Origin of the sequence: Streptomyces sp. NPDC005202 (genome assembly GCF_040608235.1) — a bacterium.
Classification (GTDB): Bacteria; Actinomycetota; Actinomycetes; order Streptomycetales; family Streptomycetaceae; genus Streptomyces.
Map to the genome: position 1 here is coordinate 75,853 of NZ_JBEXHW010000002.1, position 24,604 is coordinate 100,456.

At 72.8% G+C, this 24,604-nt stretch carries 27 protein-coding genes and 5 pseudogenes; 11 read left to right on the forward strand and 21 right to left on the reverse strand.

The window, feature by feature from the left end; all coding sequences use genetic code 11:
* Positions 1-13 precede the first annotated feature (13 nt).
* From dnaK to ABZV31_RS04035, 5 genes and pseudogenes are all read right to left on the reverse strand, one after another.
* The gene (dnaK, locus tag ABZV31_RS04015) at positions 14-1,876 is read right to left on the reverse strand and encodes a molecular chaperone DnaK (protein WP_355887783.1); all 1,863 of its coding nucleotides are present in this window, start codon (positions 1,874-1,876) and stop codon (positions 14-16) included.
* A gap of 148 nt (positions 1,877-2,024) precedes the next feature.
* Complete coding sequence (locus ABZV31_RS04020; RefSeq protein ID WP_355887786.1) at positions 2,025-2,450, reverse strand: OsmC family protein; 426 nt, start codon at positions 2,448-2,450, stop codon at positions 2,025-2,027.
* A gap of 83 nt (positions 2,451-2,533) precedes the next feature.
* Positions 2,534-2,834, reverse strand: a pseudogene (locus ABZV31_RS04025) (hypothetical protein); the annotation flags it as partial.
* A 12-nt stretch (positions 2,835-2,846) separates the two neighbouring features.
* Positions 2,847-4,925, reverse strand: coding sequence for a phage holin family protein (locus tag ABZV31_RS04030; RefSeq protein ID WP_355888988.1), 2,079 nt, complete (start codon positions 4,923-4,925; stop codon positions 2,847-2,849).
* Between the two features lie 63 nt (positions 4,926-4,988).
* Complete coding sequence (locus ABZV31_RS04035) at positions 4,989-5,426, reverse strand: hypothetical protein (protein WP_355887788.1); 438 nt, start codon at positions 5,424-5,426, stop codon at positions 4,989-4,991.
* A gap of 86 nt (positions 5,427-5,512) precedes the next feature.
* Between ABZV31_RS04035 and ABZV31_RS04040 the strand changes: the two genes are divergently transcribed.
* The gene (locus ABZV31_RS04040) at positions 5,513-6,286 is read left to right on the forward strand and encodes an MBL fold metallo-hydrolase (protein WP_355887790.1); all 774 of its coding nucleotides are present in this window, start codon (positions 5,513-5,515) and stop codon (positions 6,284-6,286) included.
* On the forward strand, positions 6,283-6,924 hold the full coding sequence (locus ABZV31_RS04045) for a VTT domain-containing protein (protein ID WP_355887793.1): 642 nt from the start codon (positions 6,283-6,285) through the stop codon (positions 6,922-6,924). Before ABZV31_RS04040 ends, ABZV31_RS04045 begins: the two co-directional genes overlap by 4 nt.
* 57 nt (positions 6,925-6,981) lie before the next feature.
* On the opposite strand, the gene ABZV31_RS04050 is transcribed toward ABZV31_RS04045, so the two are convergent.
* From ABZV31_RS04050 to ABZV31_RS04065, 4 genes are all read right to left on the reverse strand, one after another.
* Entirely contained in the window at positions 6,982-8,037 is a 1,056-nt protein-coding gene (locus tag ABZV31_RS04050) for an MBL fold metallo-hydrolase (RefSeq protein ID WP_355887796.1), read from the reverse strand.
* 14 nt (positions 8,038-8,051) lie between these two features.
* Complete coding sequence (locus tag ABZV31_RS04055) at positions 8,052-9,281, reverse strand: aminotransferase class I/II-fold pyridoxal phosphate-dependent enzyme (RefSeq protein WP_355887798.1); 1,230 nt, start codon at positions 9,279-9,281, stop codon at positions 8,052-8,054.
* 210 nt (positions 9,282-9,491) lie between these two features.
* On the reverse strand, positions 9,492-10,238 hold the full coding sequence (locus tag ABZV31_RS04060) for a hypothetical protein (RefSeq protein WP_355887801.1): 747 nt from the start codon (positions 10,236-10,238) through the stop codon (positions 9,492-9,494).
* Between the two features lie 158 nt (positions 10,239-10,396).
* Positions 10,397-11,191, reverse strand: coding sequence for an RNA polymerase sigma factor SigF (locus tag ABZV31_RS04065; RefSeq protein WP_355887804.1), 795 nt, complete (start codon positions 11,189-11,191; stop codon positions 10,397-10,399).
* Positions 11,192-11,437: 246 nt separating this feature from the next.
* Between ABZV31_RS04065 and ABZV31_RS04070 the strand changes: the two genes are divergently transcribed.
* The 6 genes from ABZV31_RS04070 to ABZV31_RS04095 all read left to right on the forward strand — a co-directional run bounded on the left by ABZV31_RS04070 (position 11,438) and on the right by ABZV31_RS04095 (position 15,469).
* Positions 11,438-13,231, forward strand: a complete 1,794-nt coding sequence (locus ABZV31_RS04070) for a thiamine pyrophosphate-requiring protein (RefSeq protein WP_355887806.1) — start codon at positions 11,438-11,440, stop codon at positions 13,229-13,231.
* A gap of 117 nt (positions 13,232-13,348) precedes the next feature.
* A complete protein-coding gene (locus ABZV31_RS04075; protein WP_355887809.1) occupies positions 13,349-13,750 on the forward strand; it encodes a DUF2795 domain-containing protein in 402 nt (133 codons plus the stop codon).
* Between the two features lie 95 nt (positions 13,751-13,845).
* Positions 13,846-14,277, forward strand: a complete 432-nt coding sequence (locus ABZV31_RS04080; RefSeq protein WP_355887812.1) for a CBS domain-containing protein — start codon at positions 13,846-13,848, stop codon at positions 14,275-14,277.
* Positions 14,274-14,672 carry a hypothetical protein gene (locus ABZV31_RS04085; protein ID WP_355887816.1) on the forward strand — a complete coding sequence of 133 codons (399 nt, stop codon included), beginning with the start codon at positions 14,274-14,276 and terminating at the stop codon, positions 14,670-14,672. The genes ABZV31_RS04080 and ABZV31_RS04085 overlap by 4 nt, the downstream gene beginning before the upstream one ends.
* Positions 14,672-14,920, forward strand: coding sequence for a hypothetical protein (locus ABZV31_RS04090; RefSeq protein ID WP_355887819.1), 249 nt, complete (start codon positions 14,672-14,674; stop codon positions 14,918-14,920). The genes ABZV31_RS04085 and ABZV31_RS04090 overlap by 1 nt, the downstream gene beginning before the upstream one ends.
* Positions 14,921-14,926: 6 nt before the next feature.
* Complete coding sequence (locus tag ABZV31_RS04095; RefSeq protein WP_355887822.1) at positions 14,927-15,469, forward strand: type 1 glutamine amidotransferase domain-containing protein; 543 nt, start codon at positions 14,927-14,929, stop codon at positions 15,467-15,469.
* Positions 15,470-15,598: 129 nt separating this feature from the next.
* Here ABZV31_RS04095 and ABZV31_RS04100 read toward each other — a convergent pair whose 3' ends face one another.
* Positions 15,599-15,877: a DUF6158 family protein gene (locus tag ABZV31_RS04100; protein WP_355887824.1), complete on the reverse strand. Its 279-nt coding sequence runs from the start codon at positions 15,875-15,877 to the stop codon at positions 15,599-15,601.
* A 56-nt stretch (positions 15,878-15,933) separates the two neighbouring features.
* Here ABZV31_RS04100 and ABZV31_RS04105 point away from each other — a divergent pair, with 56 nt between their 5' ends.
* Positions 15,934-17,052, forward strand: a complete 1,119-nt coding sequence (locus ABZV31_RS04105; RefSeq protein ID WP_355887827.1) for a Vms1/Ankzf1 family peptidyl-tRNA hydrolase — start codon at positions 15,934-15,936, stop codon at positions 17,050-17,052.
* Positions 17,053-17,340: 288 nt separating this feature from the next.
* Here the strand turns inward: ABZV31_RS04105 and ABZV31_RS04110 are convergent.
* Positions 17,341-17,825 (reverse strand): annotated as a pseudogene (locus tag ABZV31_RS04110) (ATP-binding cassette domain-containing protein); the annotation flags it as partial.
* 138 nt (positions 17,826-17,963) lie between these two features.
* Complete coding sequence (locus ABZV31_RS04115) at positions 17,964-18,617, reverse strand: histidine phosphatase family protein (RefSeq protein ID WP_355887829.1); 654 nt, start codon at positions 18,615-18,617, stop codon at positions 17,964-17,966.
* A 71-nt stretch (positions 18,618-18,688) separates the two neighbouring features.
* Between ABZV31_RS04115 and ABZV31_RS04120 the strand changes: the two genes are divergently transcribed.
* Together ABZV31_RS04120 and ABZV31_RS04125 are read left to right on the forward strand one after the other, a co-directional pair.
* A complete protein-coding gene (locus ABZV31_RS04120) occupies positions 18,689-20,179 on the forward strand; it encodes a phosphatase PAP2 family protein (protein ID WP_355887830.1) in 1,491 nt (496 codons plus the stop codon).
* A gap of 131 nt (positions 20,180-20,310) precedes the next feature.
* The gene (locus ABZV31_RS04125) at positions 20,311-21,132 is read left to right on the forward strand and encodes a class I SAM-dependent methyltransferase (RefSeq protein WP_355887832.1); all 822 of its coding nucleotides are present in this window, start codon (positions 20,311-20,313) and stop codon (positions 21,130-21,132) included.
* A gap of 98 nt (positions 21,133-21,230) precedes the next feature.
* On the opposite strand, the gene ABZV31_RS04130 is transcribed toward ABZV31_RS04125, so the two are convergent.
* The 9 genes and pseudogenes from ABZV31_RS04130 to ABZV31_RS04170 all read right to left on the reverse strand — a co-directional run.
* Positions 21,231-21,512, reverse strand: coding sequence for a gas vesicle protein K (locus tag ABZV31_RS04130; protein WP_355887835.1), 282 nt, complete (start codon positions 21,510-21,512; stop codon positions 21,231-21,233).
* On the reverse strand, positions 21,509-21,694 hold the full coding sequence (locus ABZV31_RS04135; RefSeq protein ID WP_355888991.1) for a gas vesicle protein: 186 nt from the start codon (positions 21,692-21,694) through the stop codon (positions 21,509-21,511). Before ABZV31_RS04135 ends, ABZV31_RS04130 begins: the two co-directional genes overlap by 4 nt.
* Positions 21,691-22,527 (reverse strand): GvpL/GvpF family gas vesicle protein, encoded by an 837-nt coding sequence (locus ABZV31_RS04140; RefSeq protein WP_355887838.1) that lies wholly within the window; start codon positions 22,525-22,527, stop codon positions 21,691-21,693. Before ABZV31_RS04140 ends, ABZV31_RS04135 begins: the two co-directional genes overlap by 4 nt.
* Complete coding sequence (locus ABZV31_RS04145; RefSeq protein ID WP_355888993.1) at positions 22,524-22,799, reverse strand: gas vesicle protein; 276 nt, start codon at positions 22,797-22,799, stop codon at positions 22,524-22,526. The genes ABZV31_RS04140 and ABZV31_RS04145 overlap by 4 nt, the downstream gene beginning before the upstream one ends.
* Before the next feature lie 149 nt (positions 22,800-22,948).
* A pseudogene (locus tag ABZV31_RS04150) lies at positions 22,949-23,137 on the reverse strand (cyclase); the annotation flags it as partial.
* A 143-nt stretch (positions 23,138-23,280) separates the two neighbouring features.
* Positions 23,281-23,397: pseudogene (locus ABZV31_RS04155) on the reverse strand (DNA primase); the annotation flags it as partial.
* Entirely contained in the window at positions 23,394-23,657 is a 264-nt protein-coding gene (locus tag ABZV31_RS04160; protein ID WP_355887841.1) for a gas vesicle protein GvpG, read from the reverse strand. The pseudogene ABZV31_RS04155 and the gene ABZV31_RS04160, both read right to left, overlap by 4 nt.
* A 3-nt stretch (positions 23,658-23,660) precedes the next feature.
* Complete coding sequence (locus ABZV31_RS04165) at positions 23,661-24,431, reverse strand: GvpL/GvpF family gas vesicle protein (protein WP_355887844.1); 771 nt, start codon at positions 24,429-24,431, stop codon at positions 23,661-23,663.
* Positions 24,428-24,601 (reverse strand): annotated as a pseudogene (locus ABZV31_RS04170) (gas vesicle synthesis-like protein); the annotation flags it as partial. The gene ABZV31_RS04165 and the pseudogene ABZV31_RS04170, both read right to left, overlap by 4 nt.
* Between the last annotated feature and the right edge of the window lie 3 nt (positions 24,602-24,604).

Sequence of the window (24,604 nt, forward strand, 5' to 3'; positions counted from 1 at the left end):
CGGGGCGGGGCGGCTAGGCGGCCCCGCCCTTCGTGTCCTTGTCGTCGTCGACGATCTCCGCGTCCACCACGCCCTCGTCGTCCTGCGGTGCGGTGTGGTGCTCGCCGCCGTCCGTCGGTGTCTGCTGGGTCTGGGCGTACATCGCCTGGCCCATCTTCTGGCTGACGGAGGCGAGGTTCTCGACGCCCGTGCGCAGGGCGCCGGTGTCGGCGTTCTGCTCCAGCAGGTTCTTCACCTCCGCGGCCGCCGCCTCGACCTCGCTCTTGGTTTCCGCGGGGATCTTGTCGCCGTTCTCCTGGATGAACTTCTCGGTCTGGTAGACGAGTTGCTCGGCCTGGTTGCGGGTCTCGGCCGCCTCGCGCCGCTTGCGGTCCTCCTCGGCATACTGCTCGGCCTCCCGCATCATGCGGTCGATGTCCTCCTTCGGCAGCGCCGAGCCGCCGGTCACGGTCATCTTCTGTTCCTTGCCGGTGGCGAGGTCCTTGGCGGAGACGTGCATGATGCCGTTGGCGTCGATGTCGAAGGCCACCTCGATCTGCGGCACCCCGCGCGGGGCGGGCGGCAGGCCGGTGAGGTCGAAGACGCCGAGCTTCTTGTTGTAGGCGGCGATCTCGCGTTCACCCTGGTAGACCTGGATGCCGACCGAGGGCTGGTTGTCGGTGGCCGTGGTGAAGATCTCCGAACGGCGGGTCGGGATCGTGGTGTTGCGTTCGATGAGCTTGGTCATGATGCCGCCCTTGGTCTCGATGCCCAGGGACAGCGGGGTGACGTCGAGGAGGAGGACGTCCTTGACGTCGCCGCGGATGACGCCCGCCTGGAGGGCGGCGCCCACGGCCACCACCTCGTCGGGGTTGACGCCCTTGTGCGGGTCCTTGCCGGCGAGGTCACGGACCAGGTCGGTGACCGCGGGCATACGGGTGGAGCCGCCGACGAGGATCACGTGGTCGATCGCGGACAGCTTCACACCGGCGTCCTTGACCGCCTGGTGGAAGGGCGTCCTGCACCGGTCGAGCAGGTCGGCGGTGAGCTCCTGGAACTGCGCGCGCGTAAGTTTCTCCTCGAGGTGGAGCGGGCCCTCGGCGGAGGCGGTGATGTAGGGGAGGTTGATGGTGGTCTCGGAGGACGACGACAGCTCGATCTTGGCCTTCTCGGCGCCCTCCCGCAGCCGCTGCAGGGCCATCTTGTCCTGGCCGAGGTCGATGCCGTACTGCCCCTTGAACCGTTTGACCAGATGCTCGACGATCCGCTGGTCCCAGTCGTCACCGCCGAGGTGCGTGTCGCCGTTGGTGGCCTTCACCTCGATGACGCCGTCACCGATCTCCAGCAGGGAGACGTCGAAGGTGCCACCGCCCAGGTCGAAGACGAGGACGGTCTGCTCCTCGCCCCGGTCGAGGCCGTAGGCGAGGGCCGCGGCCGTCGGCTCGTTGATGATCCTGAGGACTTTCAGGCCGGCGATCTCACCGGCTTCCTTGGTCGCCTGCCGCTGGGCGTCGTCGAAGTAGGCCGGAACGGTGATCACCGCGTCCGTGACGTCCTCGCCGAGGTAGGCCTCCGCGTCCCGCTTCAGCTTCTGCAGCACCCGCGCCGACAGCTCCTGCGCCCGGTAGCGGGTGCCGTCGATCGAGCCCTGCTCGGGGAACCGCCAGTGTGCGTCGCCCATGTGCCGCTTGACGGAGCGCGCGGTGCGCTCCACGTTCGTCACGGCCTGCCGCTTGGCCACCTCGCCGACGAGCACCTCGCCGTTCTTGGCGAACGCCACGACCGACGGCGTGGTCCGCGCGCCCTCGGCGTTGGCGACGACGGTGGGCTCGCCGCCTTCCAGGACGGCCACCACCGAGTTCGTCGTCCCGAGATCGATCCCGACCGCTCGTGCCATCTCCGTCCCCTTCCGCCAGGGCGCTTCCCGCTCAACCAGCACAAAACTTGAGTGGGCTGTTGTCAATGCCGTGTACCCGGACGGTACGGAAACAACGGTGCCGCGCCCCGGAGAACGGGGCGCGGGACCATGGGACGTACGCGTCGTGTCAGGCGAGCTTCGCCGACAACGTGATCGTCGTGCCGGTGAGGGCCTGGCTCACCGGGCAGTTCTTCTTGGCCTCCTCGGCGGCGGCGACGAACGCGTCGTTGTCGATGCCGGGGACCGTGCCCTCGACGGTGAGGTGGATGCCCGTGATGCCCTCACCCGGCTGGAAGGTGACGTCGGCCGAGGTGACGAGCTTGGTGGGCGGGGTGCCGGCGCCGGCCAGGCCGTGCGACAGCGCCATGGAGAAGCAACTGGAGTGGGCGGCGGCGATCAGCTCCTCGGGGCTGGTCTTGCCGTTGGCCTGCTCGGCGCGCGACGCCCACGACACCGGCTGCTGGCCGATGCCGGAGGAGTCGAAGGTGACGACGCCGTTGCCCTCGAGCAGGTTGCCTTCCCAGACGGTGTGAGCGGTGCGCGTGGTTGCCACGGTGAACCCTTTCGAATTCTGGCTGTTTTTCAACGGTGTGGTCCCGTTTCCGGGTCATCGGGACCATCCGATCACATTCCGGGTCATCCCACCCGGAAGACCGGCCCACGGGCGGTGAACGGCAGGCGCGCGCCCTGCGGGATCAGAAAGGCGTGCTCGCGGCGGACACGGAGCACGTCGCACCAGCCATCGGTGATGACGAGGACCGGCGCGGTGGGCGGGAAGTCGTCCGCGCGGTGCAGCAGGTCGATGCCCGGTTGCAGTACGGTGCCGCCGCGGCCATGCACCCGCACCCGCCCGGCGATCTCGGTAACCCGGCAGATAGCCCGCGTCGTGCGGGGCGGCGTCGCAGAAGACGACGCGGGCGGCCGGTACGTCACGGGAGGCGGCGGATGTTCACACGGCCCGCTGGTCCTCCCGCCCGTCGAGCGGCACCTGGGGGCCGTGCGACTCGCGCAGCCAGCGGCGCAGGACGCGGTGGACGTGCTCGGCGCCGACAAGATCCCCGCCCTCGTCGACCGGCGCGGAGCAGGCGAGCGGCGACAGCAGGAACGGGCGGGCCTGGGCGCCGCCGAGGCCGCCGTGGGAGCCGATCTGCTCCTCGAAGGCGAGGACTTCGCCGTCGGCCGGGTCGTAGAAGGAGTTGACCATGATGTCGGCGGTGTGCGGGAAGGAGTGCGTGCGGCGGACGGCGTCGGCGGCGCCGGGGCCGAACACGGCGAGCGGGCCCGGATCCTCGTCGAGCCGGTCCAGCGGTATCTCCGCGCCGCGCGCACCGAGCACGAGGCCGCCGTGCTCCTCGCTGCGCACGAGCAGGAAACCGATGCCGGGGTGGTTGGCGAGCGTCGTCAGCAGCGCCGGGTGACGGGCGTCGATCTCCTCCTTGCTCATGCGGTGCGGCACGTCCGGGAAGGACACCAGGCCGAGGTTGCCGGAGGCCAGCACGATGGGCTCCGAGCGGCGGGAGGGCCGGTGCCGCTCGCCGTGTTCCTCGACCGGCCGGCGCAGCGCTGCCCGTACGGCGGCCCTGGCCTCGGCCCCGCTGTGGGTGCGCTCCGCCTTGCGCGGCACGTGCAGCCCGCAGCCGGCCCGCACCAGGTCGCCCAGGGTGAGGCCGTAGCGGGCGCGGAAGGTCTCACCGGGGCTCTGGCCGTGGTCGGACAGCACCACCATCCGGTACGGGCGCGGGGCGTGCTCGGCGACGTTCTCGATCAGCGCCAGCGACCGGTCCAGGCGCTGCAGCACCTTCTGGGCGTCCCGGCTGTGCGGCCCGGAGTAGTGCGCGACCTCGTCGTAGGCCACCAGGTCGGCGTAGACGGCGGTGCGCCCGGCGAGCAGGTCGCCCGTGACCGCGGCGACGACCACGTCCCGTTCGACGACGGTCGCGAAGGCCCGCACGAAGGGATAGAGCCCGCCGCGGCCGACGCGCGGGCGCTGCTTCCGGATCCGGGCGCGGACGGACTGGCCGATCTCGCGGGCGACCTCGGCGACGAAGGACAGGGCCGTGCGGACGGCGTTGGCCGGATCGGAGAAGTAGGCGAAATAGCCCGCGCGGGAGCGGTTCTCGCGGCCACGCCGCGCCGACACCGACAGCACCAGGGCCAGTTCGTCGGCGCCGCCGCTGAACAGGTTGCCGCGGCTGGCCCCGTCGACGGTGAGCAGCCCGCCGTAGCCGGTGCGCTCGACGGCGCGGCGCTGGAGTTCGGCGGCGCTGGTCGGGCGGTTGCACACCATCACCTCCCGGGTGTCCTTCTCGTACCACCGGAAGGCCGGGACGTCGTGGTTGGAGCCGTGCAGGATGCCGAGCTGGCTGGCGCCGGTCTGACTGGACCAGTCGGTGCGCCAGGGAGTGAGCCGGTGGGTGGGCCGCTCCTCCGGGCCGGTGCCCAGCCACCGGGCGACGGTCGGCATCAGGCCCTGGCCGACCGCGTCCAGCAGGACGTCGTGGCCGACGCCGTCGAGCTGCACGAACACAGTGCCTGGCGTGGAGGGTCCGGGCGGCAGCCGTCTGCGACGGCGGTCGGCGAGCCGGTACAGCCTGCGCCGGTAGGCGTCGTCGTCGCGGACGGCGAGGGCGGCGCCGGTGGCCGAGGCGACCGCGGACATCACGGCGGCCACGATGACGGCGGTCTCGGGGGCCGCCTCGGCCTGGCCGGAGGGGTTGATGCGCAGGGCGAGAAGGAGCAGCGAGCCGTTGAGGAAGAACACCAGCAGCCCGAGCACGAGCGCGGGCACCAGCAGCAGCAGCCGGACGAGCAACGGCCAGACGACCGCCGACAGCACACCGAAGGCACCGGCGCCGAGCGCCGCGGTGACGGCGATACGGGTGGCGCTGTCGCCGTCGGGGGACTGCAGCTGGAAGTCCGGCAGGATCCCGGCGAGCACCAGCATGGTGACCGTGGACACGGCCCACACCGCGACGCTCCGCCCGACCTGACTGGCGACCCGCCGCCACCCGCCACGCACGCCCAGCACCTCACGTCCCGACCCGGTCGTCCGCACGGGCCCGGCTTCAGCTTGTCACATACGCGGTCCGGGCTACCGCCCGTCGTAACCGGCCGTCGGCATCGACAGCCGCCGGTGCACCCGCGCCTTCATCTGCGCGTCGTACAACGGCTCCGCCTGCCCCACCATCTCCACCCGCACCCCGCGCCGCGCGCACTCGGCAGTGAACTCCTCCACCGAGGACAGCGCACTTTCCAGCACCCGCCGGCTCGGCGCGACGAACAGGTCCACCCCCGGCCGCACTCCGTCCCACAGGGCGCAGTGATCGGTCCGCAGTCCCCGTACGAGGAGTTCCCGCGCGACCACGTATCCGCGCTCCGCGGCCCACCGCGCGCACATCGCGTGCTGACTGCGGGAGTCCACCAGGAAGGGGTCGTCGTTCAGCTCCTCCAGGGGCGTCAGGCTCGCGATCGCCGTGACACGGACCGGCACCGCGGCGGCCCCGCCGGAGGCACCCCGTACTTCTCCCATGGCGTCCCCCTCACCTCCGGGTTTTCGCCGCCGACCCTACTCCTGGACGTAGGCTCAGGGGGAGTCGCGCGAAGGAGGCAAAGAAGGTGCCGGTGGAGGTCACCTGGTGGGGTCACGCCACCTGCACGGTCGAGGACTCGGACGTCCGCGTGCTCACCGACCCCCTGTTCGCACGCCGGCTCGCGCACCTGCGGCGCCGCCGCGGCGCACTGCCGCCGTCGGGCGCCTGGCGCGCGGACATCGCGCTCGTGTCGCATCTGCACGCCGACCACCTGCACATTCCCTCGCTGGCCCGGCTCGCCCCGGGCACGCGCCTGCTCGTGCCCCGGGGTGCACCCCGGGCGGTGCCGGGGCTGCGCCGGCTCGACCGGCTGCGCATCACCGAGATGGCGCCGGGCGACCGCGTCGACGTCGGCGGTGTCGTCGTGCGGGCGGTCCCCGCGCGGCACGACGGGCGGCGGCTGCCTCTCGGGCCGCACCGCTCCCCCGCCCTCGGCTACGTCATCGAGGGCGAGGCGCGGACGTACTTCGCCGGGGACACCGGCCTGTTCGACTCGATGGCCGAGGAGGTCGGGCCGGTCGACGCGGCCCTGCTGCCGGTGGGCGGCTGGGGGCCGTACCTCGGCGAGGGACACCTGGACGCGGGACGGGCGGCCCAGGCGGTGGCCCGGCTGGCGCCGCGCACCGCGGTGCCGGTGCACTACGGCACGTACTGGCCGATCGGGATGGACGCCGTGCGCCCGCACGAGTTCCACGCGCCGGGCGACGAGTTCGTGCGCCTCGCGGCCGAACGTGCGCCGCAGGTGGTGGTGCACCGGCTCGGGCACGGGGAGAGCGTGCGCCTGGAGGTCGCCCGGTGATACGGCTTGCCTCCGCCGTGACGACGGTCGTGCCGTCGGAGTCCACCCAGCAGGCGATCGGGTATCCGTCGCTGTTCCTGCTGGTGCTGATCGGGGCGCTGGTGCCGGTCGTGCCGACCGGCGCGCTGGTCAGTTCGGCGGCGGTGGTCGCCTTTCACCAGACGGCGCCGTTCTCGCTGGCGCTGGTGTTCGTGACGGCGTCGCTGGCCGCGTTCCTGGGCGATGCGGCGCTGTACTGGCTGGGGCGGCGCGGGATGCGGTCGAAGAACGGCTCGCGGTGGCTGGAGGCGATCCGGGCCCGCGCGCCGGAGGACCGACTGGCGCAGGCGCAGGCCAAGCTCGCCGACCACGGGATGGCGGTACTGGTGCTGTCCCGGCTGGTGCCGGCCGGCCGCATCCCGGTGATGCTGGCCTGTCTGCTGGCGAAGTGGCCGCTGCGCCGCTTCTTCCGCGGCAACCTCCCGGCCTGCCTGGCCTGGGCCGTGACGTACCAGCTGATCGGCATCCTCGGCGGCTCCCTGTTCAAGGAGCCGTGGGAGGGCGTGGTCGCCGCGGTCGTGCTGACCGTGATGCTCGGCGCGGCGCCGAGCGTGTGGCGCCGGATACGGCGGGCGTCGCCGGTGCACCGGTCGAGCTGACCGCCGACGCCCGCTCGCTGCTCCTGGGCGGTCCGTCCGCCCCTCCTGCGTCGTCTACTAGTCGAGCACCCGCGAACCTCCCACCGGCAGATCCCACAGGTCCTCCCGCGCCAGGCCCGCCTTCTCCCAGGCGGCCCGCACCCGGGTGAGCGGCTCCAGGACCGGCTCGGCGGAGAGGATGAACGTGCCCCAGTGCATGGGAGCCATGCGGCGGGCGCCGAGGTCCTGGGCGGCCTGCACCGCTTCCTCCGGGTCGCAGTGGACGTCGCTGAGCCACCACCGGGGGTCGTAGGCGCCGATGGGGAGCAGGGCGAGGTCGATGCCGGGGTAGCGGCGGCCGATGCGGGAGAACCAGTGGCCGTATCCCGTGTCGCCCGCGAAGTGGACGCGCTGCCCGTCGGGGGCGGTGAGCACCCAGCCACCCCACAGGCTGTGGCAGGTGTCGGTGAGAGCGCGCTTGGACCAGTGGTGGGCGGGCACGAAGTCGAAGCGGACGCCGTACAGTTCGGCCGCCTCCCACCAGTCCAGCTCGGTGACGCAGCGGAACCGGCGGCGTTGGAACCAGCGGCCGAGCCCGGCCGGCACGAACACCGGTGTGTCGCGCGGGAGTCGGCGCAGGGTCGGGGCGTCCAGGTGGTCGTAGTGGTTGTGGCTGATGACGACCGCGTCGACGCGCGGCAAGGCTTCCCAGTCGACGCCGACGGGAGTGATGCGGGCGGGGGTGCCGATGATCCGGCGGGACCACACCGGATCGGTCAGCACGGTCAGCCCGCCGATCCGCACGATCCAACTGGCGTGCCCCGCCCAGGTCACGGCGACGGTGCGGGCGTGCACGCGGGGCAGCGGAGCAGGTTCGTACGGCAGCAGCGGGATGCCGGCCAGGCCCTCACTGTCCGGCCGTACGGCGCCCTCGCGGGCGAACCGGGCTATGGCCTTCAGGCCGGGCAGCGGGGCGGTGAGCCGGTCGTGGAAGGTCCGCGGCCACACCCGCCGCTCTCCCAGCGGCCGGGGCGCGGCGAGCGGCGGGAACGGGGATGCCAGAGGGGATGAGGCCGCCGGATCGTCGGCTTCCTGGGTGGTGGTGGGGGTGGCCGACTCGGACTGCTGCGTCATCGAGGAGGCTCCCGTCACTGAGCGTCGTCGCGGAGATCGTCGAAGACCGACCTCAAAGAGATCAACGCGCGTTGCACGTGTGGCAGTTCCAACGGCGCGGGTGACAACAGGCATTCCGTGCGTTCCTCGTCCGTGCCGCCCAGCAGCGCCGAGGTGGACAGCCGCACGCGCAGCGCGCCGAGGTCGTCGCCGAAGCGGTGGCCGCCGGGCGCGGGCATGGCGAGGCGGGCGGTGAGGAAGTCCTCCAACTCCTGCGCGTCACCGACGCCGTGGGCGGCGAGCGCGGGGCGCAGCGGGCCGAGGTCGACGTACAGGTGACGGCCGGCCTGCGGCGGCCGGGCGAAGGCGGCTGCGGCGACCACGGCGGCGTGCGCGGCGCGAGCCACGCGCGCGTGCAGGCGTACGGAGGCGGTCAGGCGCGCGGTGACGGGCTCGGGTTCGTCGAGTGCGTAGGCGGCCGCGGCGGTGACCGGTTCGGCGATGCGGGCGTCCAGCGCCGTGAGCACGTCGAGCACGCGCGCGTGCAGAGCGTCGCCGGTGGTGCCGGCGGGGAAGCGGACGATCGCGGCGGGCCAGCCCGTCGGCAGGAGCGCGCCGGCGAGGTCGGTGACGACGGTGACCCGTTCGGGCAGCATCTCGGCGGGGCTGAGCAGCACCGTCTCGTGCGGTGCGTGCACAGTGTCACGCCACGTCTCGTCGCTGACCAGGTGCAGCCCCTCGCCCGCGGCGGCCTCGACGGTCTCGTGCATCACCTCGGGCGGCGCGACGGTGGCGGTCGGGTCGTCGGCGACGGACAGCACCAGCAGCCGCGGATCACCGCCCTCGGCGCGGACCCGGCGGACGGTCTCCAGGAGGGCGTACGGATCGGGGACACCACCGCACTCGGCCGGTGTCGCCACGTGGAAGGCGGGTCTTCCCAACAGGCGTGCGTACGGCGCCCACCAGGCGGCGCAGGGCCGCGGCACCAGGACGTCTCCGCCGAGCGCGGCGGTCAGCGCGAGCAGGAGGAAGGGCGCGCCGGGCGCGGCCGCCACCCGCTCGGGTGGCGTGGGCAGCCCGCGCCGCATCCAGTAGCCGCAGGCCGCGTCCAGAAGCGCCGGGCCGCCGCCGACCGGCCGTTCCTCGGCGCGGCCCGCGGCCGCGGCGAGGGCGGCGGACAACTCCGGCAGTACCGGCAGGCCGTCGTCGGGGAGGGCCGGCCCGTAGCGGACGGGGCCGTGACCTTCCGGGTACGTCCGCCGCATGGGTACCTCCGCGCAGTCCCTGATGCCGTGTCCTGTCGCCGTGAGGCCGTGCGGGTCCGTGTGTCCGCCGTGGGCCGGTTCGCGAGGGGGCAGATCCGTTCGTACGCCGGGGCCGTGCCCTCGGGCTGTGAGTACCCCGTCGGCGCCGTGCCATGGCCGCCCGGCCGGGTTGCGGAGGTCACAGGGACGTACGGCGTCGTGCGGCCCGGGTCAGCCGGCCGCTCTCCTGCGGCGCCACGCGCGGCGCGCCGAGGCCCCGAACCCCGCCGCGATCAGTACACCGCCGGCGACGAACGCCGGCGCGGACGCGCTGAAGGTGCCGTCCGCACCGGCCTGCACGCCGGGCTGGATCACGGCGTCCTCGCAAGAGCCGTCGGAGCGCCGGGTGCAGGACCGGCCGGGGTCGCGGGAGACGGCGTCACGGGAGGGGTCACGCGCGCCCTCCTGGCGGGACGGGTTGCCGGAGCCCTGGTCGCGGGAGGGGTCACGCGCGCCCTCCTGCCGGGACGGGTCCTGCGCAGCCTGGCCGTGGGAGGCGTCCTGAGAGGCCTCGTCGGGGGAGGGATCGTGGGTCAACACCGGGTCCTGGGGGACGTCCTCGGGGGAGGGAGTCTGGGGGACCTCGTCGCCGGAGGCGTCCTGGGAGGTCTCGTTCTCGGAGCCGTCGGGCGGGAGCGCGAATCCCGCGCTGCGCCCCCCGCCCTCGCCACCGGTCGCCGCCTTGCAGGAGCCGTCCACGCTCCACGACACGTTCCGGCCGTCCGCGGTCGCGCCCGCGTCGACGGCGTCCGCGGGGGCACCGAGGGTGGTGCCGGTCGGCTCACAGGCGGCGAAGACGGCGACGCCGCCGGGCTGACGGGTTTTCGGCACCGCCGCCGCGGACCCGGCCGCGGCGGCGGTGCCCGCTATGAGGCCGCCCAGGACGGCGACAGACAGGACACGGGGGGTACGACGCATGGGCGGGGCTCCTTTGCCGACAGCGACTCCGGCACGACGGTCATGCCTGTACAGCCATCACAGCCGCTCGAGCCACCAACCGCGAGCGGCCGAGCCCCATTAGCGGGACGCGGGCGGCCTACCGGGTGACACCGCCGGGCCCACGCCACGCACGAGACCTACGCCACGTCCCGCATCACCTGGTCCCGCAGCCGACTGCAGCACCGGCTGATCAGCCGCGACACGTGCATCTGCGAGATCCCCAGCTGCTCGGCGATGCAACTTTGCGTCATGTCGCCGAAGAACCGCATGTACAGGATGGCCTGCTCCCGCTCGGGCAGCGCCGCCAGCCGCAGCTTGACGGCCTCGCGGTCCACGACGGTGTCCAGCGCGGGATCGGTCGAGCCGAGGGAGTCGCTCAGGGAGTACCCGTCCTCGCTGCCGGGCAGAACCGCGTCGAGCGAGAGCGCGGTGAAGCTCTCCAGCGCCTCCAGGCCGACCTGGACGTCCTCCTCGCTCAGGTGGGCGTGCTCGGCGATCTCGGCGACGGTGGGCTGCCGGCCCGAGATCGTCTGCGACAGGTCCTGGCAGGCGAACCGGACGCGGCTGCGCAGGTCCTGCACCCGGCGCGGCACGTGCAGGGTCCACATGTGGTCGCGGAAGTGCCGCTTGATCTCGCCGGTGATGGTGGGGACGGCGTAGCTCTCGAAGGCGTTGCCCCGCTCGGGGTCGTAGCGGTCGACCGCCTTGATCAGGCCGAGGGCCGCGACCTGGCGGAGGTCCTCGAAGCTTTCGCCGCGGCTGCGGAAGCGGCCCGCGAGCCGTTCGGCCATGGGCAGCCACGCCTCGACGATCTCCTCGCGGAGAGCGTCGCGCTGCTGTCCCGGGGGGAGCGAGGCGAGCCTGCGGAATGCCTCTGCGGTGTCGGGGGCGTCGTCGTGCGGGTGGTGCTTCGCGCTCGCTTGAGTTCGCATGGTGCGTCGCAACTCCCTTGGAGTGCTCTGGGATGGACGGTCACCGTGGGAGCGCGGCCGGGATCCGGACGCACCCGTGGCGACTTCTTGAGCCGCTCCCACGGACGTGCCTCCGGTCCGAAGCACTGTGACTGCGCCTGCCCCCGACCCCCGGACGCAAAACACCCCGGCAGGTTTTCCGGCAGCCCGGAGGGTGACTCGTGACGGTGCTGCCTGTGTCTTCGTCTCAGTCCGGAGGTCCGTACCATGAACACCAAGGTCGCCGACCACATCCTGCAGCGGCTGCGCGAATGGGGTGTGAAGGACGTCTTCGGCTATCCGGGCGACGGCATCAACGGCCTCCTGGCCGCCTGGGGGCGGGCTGAGGACCAGCCGCGCTTCATCCAGGCCCGGCACGAGGAGATGGCCGCGCTCCAGGCGGTGGGCTACGCCAAGTTCAGCGGGCGCCTCGGCGTGTGCGCGGCGACGTCCGGACCCGGCGCGATCCACCTGCTCAACGGCCTGTACGACGCGAAGCTCGACCATGTGCCGGTGCTGGCGATCGTCGGCCAGACGCACCGCACGGCGATGGGCGGCTCCTACCAGCAGGAGGTGGACCTGCACACGCTGTTCAAGGACGTCGCCTCCGACTTCGTGGAGACGGTGACGGTCCCCGAGCAGCTGCCGAACGTGCTGGACCGGGCCATCCGCACCGCGTACGCCCGCCGCTGCCCCACCGCGGTCATCATCCCCGGCGATGTGCAGGAGCTCGACTACTCGCCGCCGACGCACGAGTTCAAGATGGTGCCCTCCAGCCTGGACCGCAGCGCCTGGACGGCGATCCCCAGCGAGGACTCGCTGCAACGGGCCGCCGACATCCTCAACGCGGGCGACAAGGTGGCCATCCTGATCGGGCAGGGCGCGGCCGGGGCCCGGGCGGAGGTGGAGCGGATCGCCGAACTGCTCGGCGCGGGCGTCGCAAAGGCGCTGCTCGGCAAGGACGTCCTCAGCGACGAACTCCCCTACGTCACCGGCTCGATCGGCCTGCTGGGCACCCGTCCGTCGTACGAGTTGATGCGCGACTGCGACACGCTGCTGACGATCGGCTCCTCGTTCCCGTACACGCAGTTCCTGCCGGAGTTCGGCGAGGCGCGGGGCGTGCAGATCGACATCGACCCGCACATGATCGGGATGCGTTACCCGTACGAGGTGAACCTGGTCGGCGACGCCAGGGCGACGCTGGAGCGGCTGACCCCGCTGCTGAACCCCGACCGCGGCCGCGAGTGGTTCGACACGGTGTGCGCGAACGTGCGGCGCTGGCGGGAGGTCATGGAGCGCCGGGCAAACCTGTCGGCCGACCCGATCAACCCGGAGTACGTGGCCCGCGCCCTGGACCCGCTGCTGCCGGACGACGCGATCGTCACCTCCGACTCCGGCTCGGTGGCGAACTGGTACGCGCGACATCTGACAATGCGCAGCCGCATGCGGTCGTCGCTGTCCGGCACGCTGGCGACGATGGGCTGCGGGGTGCCGTACGCCATCGGGGCGAAGTTCGCCCATCCCAACCGGCCCGCGATCGCGCTGGTCGGGGACGGTGCGATGCAGATGAACGGCATGGCCGAGCTGATCACGGCGGCGAAGTACAAGCACCGCTGGGACGATCCGCGGCTGGTCGTGGCCGTCTGGAACAACCACGATCTCAACCAGGTCACCTGGGAGCTGCGCGCCATGGGCGGCGCCCCCTCCTTCCTGCCCTCGCAGGAGATCCCGGACGTGCAGTACGCGGCCTTCGCCCGTTCCCTGGGGCTGACCGGGGTGCGGGTGGAGAAGCCGGAGGACGTCGAGGCGGGCTGGCGTGCGGGTCTCGAGGCGGACGGCCCTGCCGTGATCGAGTTCCTCACCGACCCGGCGGTGCCGCCGGTCCCGCCGCACGCCACGTGGGAGCAGATGGAGGCGACGGCCGCCGCGATCCTCAGGGGCGACGCGGACCGGGCGTCCGTGGTCAAGCAGGGGCTCAAGGCGAAGGTGCAGGAGTTCCTGCCGCGCCGCGGGAAGAAGTAGCCGGCGGGCCGGCCGCCTCACCCCGGCCACCGTTCGACCGCTTATCCGTCCCGCGAAAGCCGTGTCGGCTCCCCGTGCACGGGTACGCGGTGGCCACCCGAAGAGCTGGAGGGAGACATGCAGCGAGGCAGTGACCGGCTGAGCGTCCACCGTGACGACGAGATGAAGCACGAACTGCAGGGTCTGCTCAGGTCCGGGCACCCCACGCGGAGCGAGGAGTGGTACGACCCGGAGCCGACCGCCGACGACGACCCGGAGGTCTGGCGCGGACAGGTGGCGCCGGGCTCGTCCCGGGCGTCCCTGGAGAGCGTTCGTCTGGAGCTGGCCCGGATCCTGGGGCGCAGCGCCTTTCCCGCGAGCCCCGGAGAGCTGACGCGCACCCTGCGCCGCAAGAACGCGCCCGACGACCTGGTCGAGGCGATGGAGCGGCTGCCCCGCAAGGCGCGCTACGCCAACGTCCAGGAGCTGGCCCAGGCACTGACGCACGCCGAGCGGCCCGCGCGGGAGGACCGCGCATAGGCCCCCGGCCCGGGGGTACTGCGGGCGACGCCGTACGCCACGACCGCAGCACCCCCACCGCAGAGGCAGGAAGAAAGGCAGGAAGGGCCTGAAATATGGCTGATTTCGTGAGGGACGTCATGACACCGGGCATCGTCGCCGTCCGCCCGGACGCCTCGCTCGTCGAGGCGGCCCAGCTGATGCGCGACCAGGGCATCGGGGACGTCGTGGTCGCCGACGGGCAGGAGGTCGTCGGCGTGCTCACCGACCGTGACATCGCGGTGCGGGCCGTGGCCGAGGGCCTCGATCCGCAGACCGTGGGCGCGCGGGCCGTGTGCACGCCGGACCCGTTCGTCGTCGGCCCGTACGACCCCGTGTCGGCAGCCGTCGCGCTGATGCGCGAGCACGCCGTACGCCGGCTCCCCGTCGTCGAGGACGGTCTGCCGGTCGGCATGGTGACCCTGGGAGACCTGGCCGAGGCGCAGGACCCGGACTCGGCGCTCGCCGACATCAGCCGCGCCGAGCCGGACGCCGGGGCCACCGCATGAGCCGGGACCAGGCCGCCGAGATCGCCTCCGGCAGCGCCACCGTCGACGTGGGTGACGCCACCACCCGCTACCTCCTCTACGGACTCCTGCCGGGCTGGTTCGTCCCCGGTCTCGCCGACTGGGCGATGCACCGGCGCACCCGGATCGAGGACACGGCGGGGACGAAGGAGTCCCTCATCCACTCGCTGATGATGGCCGAGGTCGGCCTCCCCATCGCGCTCACCCTGCGCTACGAGATCAACCCCCTGCTGCTAGCCGTGCAGCTGGGCGGGGCAGCAGTGCACGAGGCGACCGCGCTGTGGGACGTGCGCACGGCCGTCGAGAGCGACCGCGAGGTCGAGCGCACATCCACAGCTTCCTGGAGTCGCTGCCGTTCGCGGCGCTGGCCTCCCTGATGTGCCTGCACTCCGACCACGTGAAGTCGCTGCTGCGGGGCGGCCGCGACGATCCGGACGCCTGGCGGCTTGTGCCGCGCCGGCAGCCGCTGTCGCCCGGCTACCTCGCGGGCATCGCCGCCGCGATCAGCGCGTGCGTGCTCCTGCCGTACGGCGAGGAGCTGCTGCGCTGCCGACGGGCGGCCAGGGCGAAGAAGAAGCGCGCCAAGGGCGACCAGGCCCGTTGGCGAGCGACGAAAGGACGTTGAACCATCATGCGCATCGCATTTCTGACCGCACCCGAAGGCGTCGAGCAGGTTGAGCTCACCGAGCCCTGGAAGGCGGCCTCCGACGCCGGCCACGAGACCGTGCTCGTGTCCACGAAGTCCGGCGAAGTCCAGGCCTTCAACCACCTGGACAAGGCGGACACCTTCCGCGTCGACGAGGTCGTCGGGGACACCTCCGCCGACTCCTTCGGCGCCCTCGTCCTGCCGGGCGGCGTGGCCAACCCGGACTTCCTGCGCATGAACGAGAAGGCCGTGGCGTTCGTGCGCGACTTCTTCGAGCAGGGCCGCCCGGTCGCCGCGATCTGCCACGCGCCGTGGACGCTGGTCGAGGCGGACGTCGTGCGCGGCCGGGTGCTGACCTCATGGCCGAGCCTCAGGACGGACATCCGCAACGCGGGCGGCACCTGGGTCGACGAGCAGGTGAAGATCTGCGAACAGGGTCCCAACAAGCTGGTCACCAGCCGCAAGCCGGACGATCTGAAGGCGTTCTGCGAGGCCTTCCTGGACGTGTTCGCCGAAAACGCCGGCTGATCAAGGCATGCGATGCCCGCCGGCGCGCCCCAGGAAGCGCACCGGCGGGCACGACCGGCAGATGTTTCACACGACCGGCAGTCCTCCAGGCGCGGCCGACAGACATTCCAAGCGCGGCCGGCAGACATTTCAGGTACGGGGAGTCGCCGACGCCCCGCACCCGCGTTCCCGGGCCCCTTCGCGTGTGCGGCCCGCGGCGACGGGCCGCCGCGGGTTGCGGCGCAGGTACTCGCCCTCGAGCTGCGCCATGCGATCGTTGTGGGCCCGCAGCGCGTCGTTCGAGCCGTACAGCAGCGCGTCGTGACGCGTGCGGTGGATGGTCTCCAGCTCCTTCATGAGCTGCTGGTCGTCCAGCCGTCCCGGGTCGACTCCGGTCATGGTGTTGCCCCGCTCGTCGTGTTCGTTCATGCGGTCCGGGTACCCGCTCGGCAAGCACTACCCCGAGCGGCATCCGGGAGGGAGCCATGGATCTCGCCCTTCTGCATCCACTGTACGAACATTGCGGCCCCTGGGCCTCCGTGTACGTCGACACCTCCCGGCACGCGGAGGACACGCCCCACGCGCTGCACCTGACGGCGCAGGCGATGGCCCGGGAGCTGTCCGAGCAGGGGGCGGACGACGCCACCTGCCGGGCGGTGGAGAGCGCCGTCGAGGACCTGCGCCACTCCCCCGATCCCCATGGGCGTGCCCTGTTCGCGCGGGCCGGCGCGGTCGTCCTCGACCCGCACCTGGCCCGCCCCCCGCAGGGCGGCAGCCGGGCCGAATGGGCACCCCTGCCGCGCGTGGCACCGCTGCTGGACCTGGCGGGTGAGGACCCTGTCGCGATCGTCGCGTACGTCGACCGCAAGGGCGCCGACTTCGAGCTGCGCAGCGCGCTGGGCCGGCAGGAAGCCGGCGCGGTGGTGGGACGGCAGTGGCCCATCCACCGCACGAGCAGCGTCGACTGGTCGGAGCGCCACTTCCAGCTGAAGGTGGAGAACACCTGGGAGCACAACGCGGCGGAGATCGCCGACGCGCTCAGCGTCTGCCAGGAGGAGACGCGGGCCGACCTGCTGGTCCTCGTCGGTGACGAGCGGGAGCGGCGCGAGGTGCACGAGCGGTTGCCCAAGCGGCTGCGCGGTCGGGTGGTGGAGGCCCCGCACGGCACCGGCAGCAGGCTGCTGGACGAGGACGTGGAGCGGATCCGCGCCGATCACGTGCGCCGGCGCCTCGAGGCCGAGCTGGACCGGTTCCGGGCGGCCCGCACCCCGGACGCCGAGGGGCGGGCCGGGGCGGTCGAGGGCGTGCCCGCGCTGGTCGAGGCGGCCCGCGAGCGCCGTCTGGAGGAGCTGCTGATTCGCCCGGACGGCTCTGATGTGCACCGCGAGGTGTGGATCGGCGAGGACCCCGACCAGCTGGCGGTGCGCCGTACGGACCTCGAGATCCTCGGCGAGCAGCACTCCTGGCCGGCCCGCGCCGACGACGCCCTGATCCGCTCCGCCGTCGCCACGGATGCCTCGGCGCTGTCGCTGGCCCCGGTGGCCGCGGCGGCGGAGGAAGACGTGCCGGTGGGCGGCCTGGGCGCCATCCTCCGCTGGAAGTGACCGGCTCGCGGACCGGCCGGCGCCCCGAAGAACCCGCGGACCGGCCGGCGCCCCGAAGAACCCGCGGACCGGCCGGCGCCCCGAAGAACCCGCGCGACCGGCCGGCGCCCCGAAGAACCCGCGGACCGGCCGGCGCCCCGAAGAACCCGCGGACCGGTCGGCGCCCCGAAGAACCCGCGCGACCGGCCGGCGCCCCGGAGAGCCGGCGGACCGGGCGGGGCGCCCCGGAGGGCCGGCGCATCCGCTCCACCCGCCGGGCGGCGGGCCGCGTCGGCGTCCGGAGGGTTGGCGCGACCGCTCCACGCGTCGCTCGTCCCACACCGGCTCCGGTGTCTCGCGGACGCGGCCGTCGCTGCCGAAGCCCAGGTAGCGGTCGAAGGAGCGGGCGAACCAGCGGTCGTGGGTGACCGCGAGGACCGTGCCGTGGAAGGCCTCCAGGCCCTCCTGGAGGGCCTCGGCGGACTCCAGGTCCAGGTTGTCGGTCGGCTCGTCCAGGAGCAGGGCCGTGGCGCCCGCCAGCTCCAGCAGCAGGATCTGGAACCGTGCCTGCTGGCCACCGGAGAGCCGGTCGAAGGTCCGTTCGGCCTGGGCGGTCAGCTCGTAGCGGCGCAGCCGGGACATGGCGGCGCCGCGGTCCTGGGAGTGCTCCTTCCACAGGATGTCGAGGAGGGTGCGGCCCTCCAGCTCGGGGTGCGCGTGTGCGGTTTCAGCTCGCCGGAAATCAGCCGGAGCAGGGTCGTCTTGCCGGCGCCGTTGGGACCGTCGAGGGCCACGACGGCTTCTTCGCCCACCCGGAAGGACACGTCGCCGAGCAGCGCCCTCCCGTCGGGGAGGCAGTACTTGGGGTGCGCGGCTTCCAGATGTCCCATGAGGAGGCATTCTGTGGGCGGCGCCCCGGGCGGGGCAAACGCTTATCGGGCCTCGACCGGCCGCCCCGTCGGGCCGGCCTCCGCCGCGGGCGCCACGACCGCGCCGACCCACGACAGGGCCTTCCAGTTGTCGGCGGGCGAGCCCTCCAGGACCACGACGCCGGTGTTGTCGAGCGGGTGGGCGGCGGCGAAGTCCGCGTCGAGGTTGTGCGCGCGGGCCGCGGTCCACAGGCGGATGGCCGCGCCGTGGCTGACCATGGCGACGGTTCCGGCCCCGCTTCGGGCGGCCTCGGCGACGACGGCGTCGTACCGCGCGAGCGCCTCCGCGCCGCTCTCGCCGCCGGGCACCCGCAGCTGTGTGTCACCGGCGGCCCAGGCGAGCACCGTCTGCATGTACGTCCGCCCGCGTTCGGAGTCGCCGGGCAGCATCTCCAGATCGCCGGCGGACAGCTCGCGGATGCCGTCGCGGACGATCACGTCCAGTCCCCGGGCGGCGGCCAACGGGGCGGCGGTGAGCTGGGTGCGCACGAGGGTGGAGGCGTAGACCGCTTCGATGTCCTCGTCGGCGAGTACCCCGGGCAACGCGGCCGCCTGCCGCTCGCCGAGCTCGGTCAGGCCCGGTCCCAGGACGGTCGTGTCCAGCAGGAAGTCCACGTTGGACGGGGTCTGGCCGTGGCGTACGAGGAGCAGGCGCATCCAGGGGTCCTCCGCAGTCGGTGCCGCCCTCCACGCACAAGAAACGGCCACTTCAGGGTACCCGCCCCGGTATGAGTCCAGACGTCGACCTCACCGCCCCGAAGACCGGTGGCCACGCCGTCCTCAAGCGCCTGCTGGCCCTGGACTGCCGTGTGTTCGAGTTCGCGGCCGAGCGCCACTGGCCGGCTGCAGAGCCCGTCCTGCCACGGCTGAGCCGGAGCGCGAACCACGGGGTGCTGTGGTTCGCGACGGCGGCCGCCATGGCGGCGAGCCGCACGCCGCGGGCCCGCCGCGCCGCCGCCCGGGGCCTGGCCTCCCTGAGCCTGGCCTCCCTGACCATCAACACCCTCGGCAAGCGCTCGGTGCGCCGGCCCCGGCCCGAGCTGGACCCGGTGCCGCTGGTGCGCCGGCTGAAGCGGCAGCCGATCACCACGTCGTTCCCGTCCGGTCACTCGGCATCCGCGGCCGCCTTCGCGACCGGCGTCGCCCTGGAGTCCCCGGCCTGGGGCGCGGCGGTGGCCCCGGTCGCCTTCTCGGTCGCCGTCTCCCGCGTCTACACCGGCGTCCACTTCCCGAGCGACGTGCTGGCGGGCGCGGCCCTGGGCGCGGGCGCCGCGTTCGCCGTACGGGGCCTGGTGCCGACGCGCGCCCAGATTGTCCCGCCGGCCCGGCCCCGCGCCGACGTGCCGACGCTGCCCGACGGCGCGGGCCTGGTCGTCGTGGCGAACACCGCCTCGGGCACCGCGGACCGCGCCCGCACGCTGCGCGACGCGCTGCCGCAGGCGGAGGTCGTCGAGTGCGAACCGGCGGACGTTCCGGGCGAGTTGGAGAAGGCGGCCGCCCGCGCCCGGGTGCTCGGGGTGTGCGGCGGCGATGGCACTGTGAACGCGGCCGCCGAGGTCGCGCTGCGCCACGGCCTGCCGCTGGCGGTGCTGCCGGGCGGCACGCTCAACCACTTCGCGTACGACCTGGGCGTGGAGGACGTGCGGGGCCTGAGCCGGGCCCTGGCGCGGGGCGAGGCCGTGCGCGTGGACGTGGGCCGGTTCGTCTCCGGCGACAAGCAGGGGATCTTCCTCAACACGTTCAGCCTGGGCGTGTATCCGGAGCTGGTGCGCGAGCGGGAGCGCTGGGCGCACCGGATCGGCGGCTGGCCGGCCGGGGTGCTCGCGGCCCTGCGCGCGCTGCGCGCGGACCGGCATCCGCTGGAGGCCGAGATCCAGGGCCGGCCCCGGCCGCTGTGGCTGCTGTTCGCCGGGAACGGCACCTACCACCGCATGGGCCTCGCGCCGGGCCGCCGGCTGGACCTCGCGGACGGGAAGCTCGACGTCCGGGTGGTGCACGGGGGCCGCCGGCCGGCCCTGCGCCTGCTCTCCGCGGCCCTCGCGGGCCCGCTGACCCGCTCCCCCGCCCACGCCGCGGTCCAGGTGACCCGGCCGCACCTGAACGGTGTCGCGCCCGGCACCCTGCTGGCGTACGACGGTGAGGTCACCGAGGTGGAGGGCGAGGTGCGGCTGGAGAAGCTGCCCGCGGCGCTGACCGTCTATCGTCCGCTGGACACCTGACCCTCCGTCAGTCCACATTGCAGAACGCAGGTCTCAATATTCGGCATGCCCGCGTACCGTGAGACGCACCGCCCCGGGTGTACCGGACGCCGCGGGGTCCGGTACACCCGACGACGAGAAGGGGTACAGCCATGCCGAAGCCGCGGGAGACCGCCGTCTACACGCACGGGCACCACGAGTCCGTGCTGCGTTCGCACACCTGGCGCACCGCCGCCAACTCCGCGGCGTACCTCCTCGGCTCGCTGAAGCCCCACATGAAGATCCTGGACATCGGCTGCGGCCCGGGCACCATCACCGCCGACCTGGCGGAACTGGTGCCCGACGGGCACGTCACGGGAGTCGACCACGCGCCGGGGATCCTGGACCGGGCCCGGGCCGCGGCGGCCGAGCGGGGGCTGACCAACGTCGACTTCGCCGTCGCGGACGTACACGCCCTGGACTACCCGGACGACACCTTCTGCGTCGTCCACGCCCACCAGGTGCTGCAGCACGTGGGCGACCCCGTGCAGGCGCTGCGCGAGATGAAGCGGGTGACGAAACCGGGCGGGTTCATCGCCGTCCGTGACTCGGACTACGCGGCGATGACCTGGTACCCCGAGGTGCCCGGTATGGACGACTGGCTGGACCTCTACCGTCGGGTGGCCCGCGCCAACGGCGGCGAGCCGGACGCGGGGCGCCGGCTGAAGTCCTGGGCGCTCGAGGCGGGCCTGACGGACGTCACGGCGACCTCCAGCACCTGGACCTTCGCCACCCCGGCCGAGCGGGAGTGGTGGAGCGGCCTGTGGACCGACCGCACCCTGGCGTCGGCGTACGCCGAGCGCGCCACCGAGGGCGGCCACGCGACCGAGGAGCAGCTGCGTGCCGTGTCGGAGGCCTGGCGGGAGTGGGGGAAGCGGGAGAACGGCTGGTTCGCCGTTCTGCACGGAGAAATTCTGTGCCGCAAGGAAGTCTGATTCCCGGTTTCATGGAAGTCTGATTCCCGGCTTTCGGGAAAAGCCCGGCAATTCATTCCCGGGGAAGTAGGGGCCTCATTCCTGGGGAAGTAGGGGCCTCATTCCCGGGGAAGCAGAGGTCCCAGCGGCCCGAGGTCCAGGTTCAGGTCCTCGGGCCGCAGTCCGTAGCGCCCGCGCAGCTCGGCCATGTGGTCCTCCAGGAGCATGAGCGTGAGCCCGACCCGCTCCTCCTGCTCCTCGGTCAGGTCGCCCACGTCTAAGCGGCGCAGCGCCTGGCGCTCCATGAGCTGGCGCAGCAGTTCCACCACGGTCATCACGAGCTTGACCAGGTCGCGTTCGACGGTGTCCGGCTCGAGGTCCAGACGGTTGCGCGGTGTCACGGCGACTCCTCGAAGGGTGACGGCACCTGTGCGTTCACCGAGCTGATCAGGGCGTTCAGATCGATGCGGACGAGGTCGTCCGCGATGCGCAGCGTGATGTCCCCGGTGATCACCACGCCGCCGGCCAGCAGCCGGTCGAGCAGGTCCACCAGGGCGATCTCACGGCGTTCTACGACGGTCACTCCCCCTCCTCCGCGACGTCCTCCGCGACGTCCTCCGCGACGTCCTCCGCGACGTCCTCCGCGACGTCCTCCGCGACGTTTTCCGCGACGTCCTGGGCGAAGGAGTAGGCCGCCCAGGGGCCGGTGAGTTCCACGCGCAGTCCTGGGGCGTCCTTGGTACGGTCCACGAGTTCCACGAACTCCTCGGAATGGGCGCGCGGCACCAGATAGGCGGCGTTGAGCACATTCCGCCCGGCGGCACGGGAAAGGGCGGTGTTCTGCGGCGCGTGCAGCCGGGAGTCCTCGGCGAAGGAGGAAAGCGTCTCGTGCAGCCGCGTCGCGAACCGCTCGGCGTCCTGCCACAGATCCTCGTGTGCCCTCGCCTGCTGCCGTCGCTGCCGCAGATAGTCCCGGCCGGACGCGGCCTTCGGTGCGGGCTGCGCCGTTTCCCGGGGCTCGGTCTCGACGTACACCTTGATGCCCCACTCGACGCGGCCCTCCAGCCGGTCCAGAGTGCTCCGGAAATGGTCCTCGCGGGCCTCGATCATGGTGCGCACGCCGCTGTCGTCCCGGAAGACGGTGGCGAGCCGCATCGGCAGCGGCGTGGTGACGACGGTGAGCGAGTCGATCACGCCCTGGTGGGCGCGGGCGGTCGCGGCGAGCCAGTCCAGGTCCTCCAGGTGGGCGCGCAGCGGCTCCTCGGCGAAGTCCCGCTCCGGCACCTCGCTGAGGACGGCGACCAGGCCGTGGTGGGTGAGCAGCTTGGCCGGGGCGCCGGACACCCCGGTCAACTGGGCCTGGAGGGGCGCGCCGAGGGGGCGGCAGACAGCGTAGACGTACCGCAGTCCGGTCATGGTGCCTCCTTCTTCCCGGAGTGGCCCTGCTCCAGTTCCTCAAGTCGAGCCAGTCGTTCGCGCAACTCGGCGTTCTCCCGGGCGAGTTCGTCGCGGCGTGCACGCGAGGAGAGCGCCGGGTCGCTCTCCCACCAGTCGATGCCCATCTCCTTCGCCTTGTCGACGGAGGCGACGATGAGCCGGAGCTTGACGGTGAGCAGTTCGATGTCGAGCAGGTTGATGCGGATGTCGTCGGCAATGACGATGCCCTTGTCGAGCACGCGCTCGAGGATGTCGGCAAGGTTGGCGCCACTGCTCGGGCCGTACGGACCAGTGGACGCAGTTCCAGGACTTCAGCACCTTCGCCAAGGGCGTCAAGAGCGCCAACCGCGCCGCGGGACCGGGCAGCGCGGGTCGCGTTGCCGGCCGCCGCCGTCTTCTTGGTCTCGCCGAGCTTGCGGCCGACGCCGACCAGCAGCCGCTGGGCCTGGGCGGCGAGGTATTCCTGCACCTCCGCCTTGAGCCGGTCGGCGGCCTCGCTGCGGGCCAGGTCGGTCAGGGGGGTGTCCTTGGTCGCCCCGCCCGCCGCCTTGCCGGCGGCGGACGTCGCGGATCCGAGGGCCTCGGTCATCGGTCACCGCCCCCCTTCGGCAGCCGTACTCGCCGTCCTCCTCCTCGCCCTCCTCGTCCTCGTAGGCACCCTCTTCCGCCTCGGGGTCCTCCTCGGGCTCGATGAACCTCGGCCCGAAGGGGCTCGCGGACCTGGTGAACCAGCAGCTGAAGGACCTTGCCGGCCACCAGGCTGCCGACGGCGAAGGCGAGTTTCAGTTTCTTCGTACGTCCCAGGAGGTATCCGGCCCCCAGCGCGAGGCCGAGTCCCACTCGATTCATCGTGCCGTCCCCTCACCCGTCCCCGCGCCCCCGCGCAGGCCGATCTCCAGCCGGTCGAGGAGCTCGTCCTCCCGCCGGTCGAACTCCTCCTCGTCGATCTCGCCTGCCTCCAACTGCTGCTCCAACTGGGCGAGTTCCGCCCGGACCGTGGCCGGGTCGTAGTAGATGCGCTCCGCCTCGCGGAGCACCTGTCTGATCGCCCAGGCGCTACCACGCGCCGGAGCGAAGGGCAGAAGCAGCACCTCCGAGATCAGTCCCATGTCCTACTCCGCTTCCGCGTCCGCGCCCGCCGTGGTGCCCGCAGGCTCGGCGGGGCCGGGCTCGACGAAGCTGTAGGGCGGCAGCGGTCCGTTGACGCGCAGTTCGACGTGCGGAAGGGCCTTGCGGGCCTGTTCGACGGCGGCCAGGAACTGCTCCGCCGCGTTCCGGTCCACCAGGAAGGAGACGTTGACCAGCCAGCCCGTGGACTCCGGGCCCTCGTTGACGGCGGCGGCCACCGGTTCCACGGCACGGATCACCTCGGCGGCGTCCTCGGCCTCCTGGCCCTTGACCGAGGCCGCGACCATCTCGCCGAGCCTGATCTTCTGGTCGTAGCTGCCGCCGCCGGCCTGTCGGTTGGCCTCGGCCTGAGCCCGGACCTCCGGGTTCCCGGCCATCAAGCGGTGCAGGACCGCCTCTTCGACGTGGCTGCCCTTGACGTTGTACTCGACCTTGCCGTCCAGCGCCTGCAGGCGCTCCCTGTAGTGCTCAGCGCGCTCGGCGAGCACGCCGGTGACGGCGTCGTCGTCCGGGGCGACGCTGCCGAACCGCATGGGCAGCACGCACCCGGCCGCACCAGCCTCGCCGAGTACGTTCTGGTGGGCGAGCAGGTCCTTGCGCTTGGGGCGCAGCCCCTCGGGCGCGTCGCTGACGATCGCCGCCAACTCGCCCTCCTCCAGGATGCGCACGGGGCGCGGCGGGTCGCCGACGCCGCCCATGCCCTCGGGCAGCGAAGGATGCGAGGCGGCAGCAATACCGTAGACGTACGTACTCACTCCTGCTCCTCCTTCCGGCGCGCCGCGGTGGTCTTGCGGGGCCGCGGCCGGGACTCGGTCTCGTTCGACGAGCCTTCTTCACGCGCCTGCTTGAAGGCGTCGGAGATCGTCTGGGCGGCGCCCGACAGGGCCCCCTTGGACTTGCCGCGCGCGCCAGACTCGGAGTTCTTTGT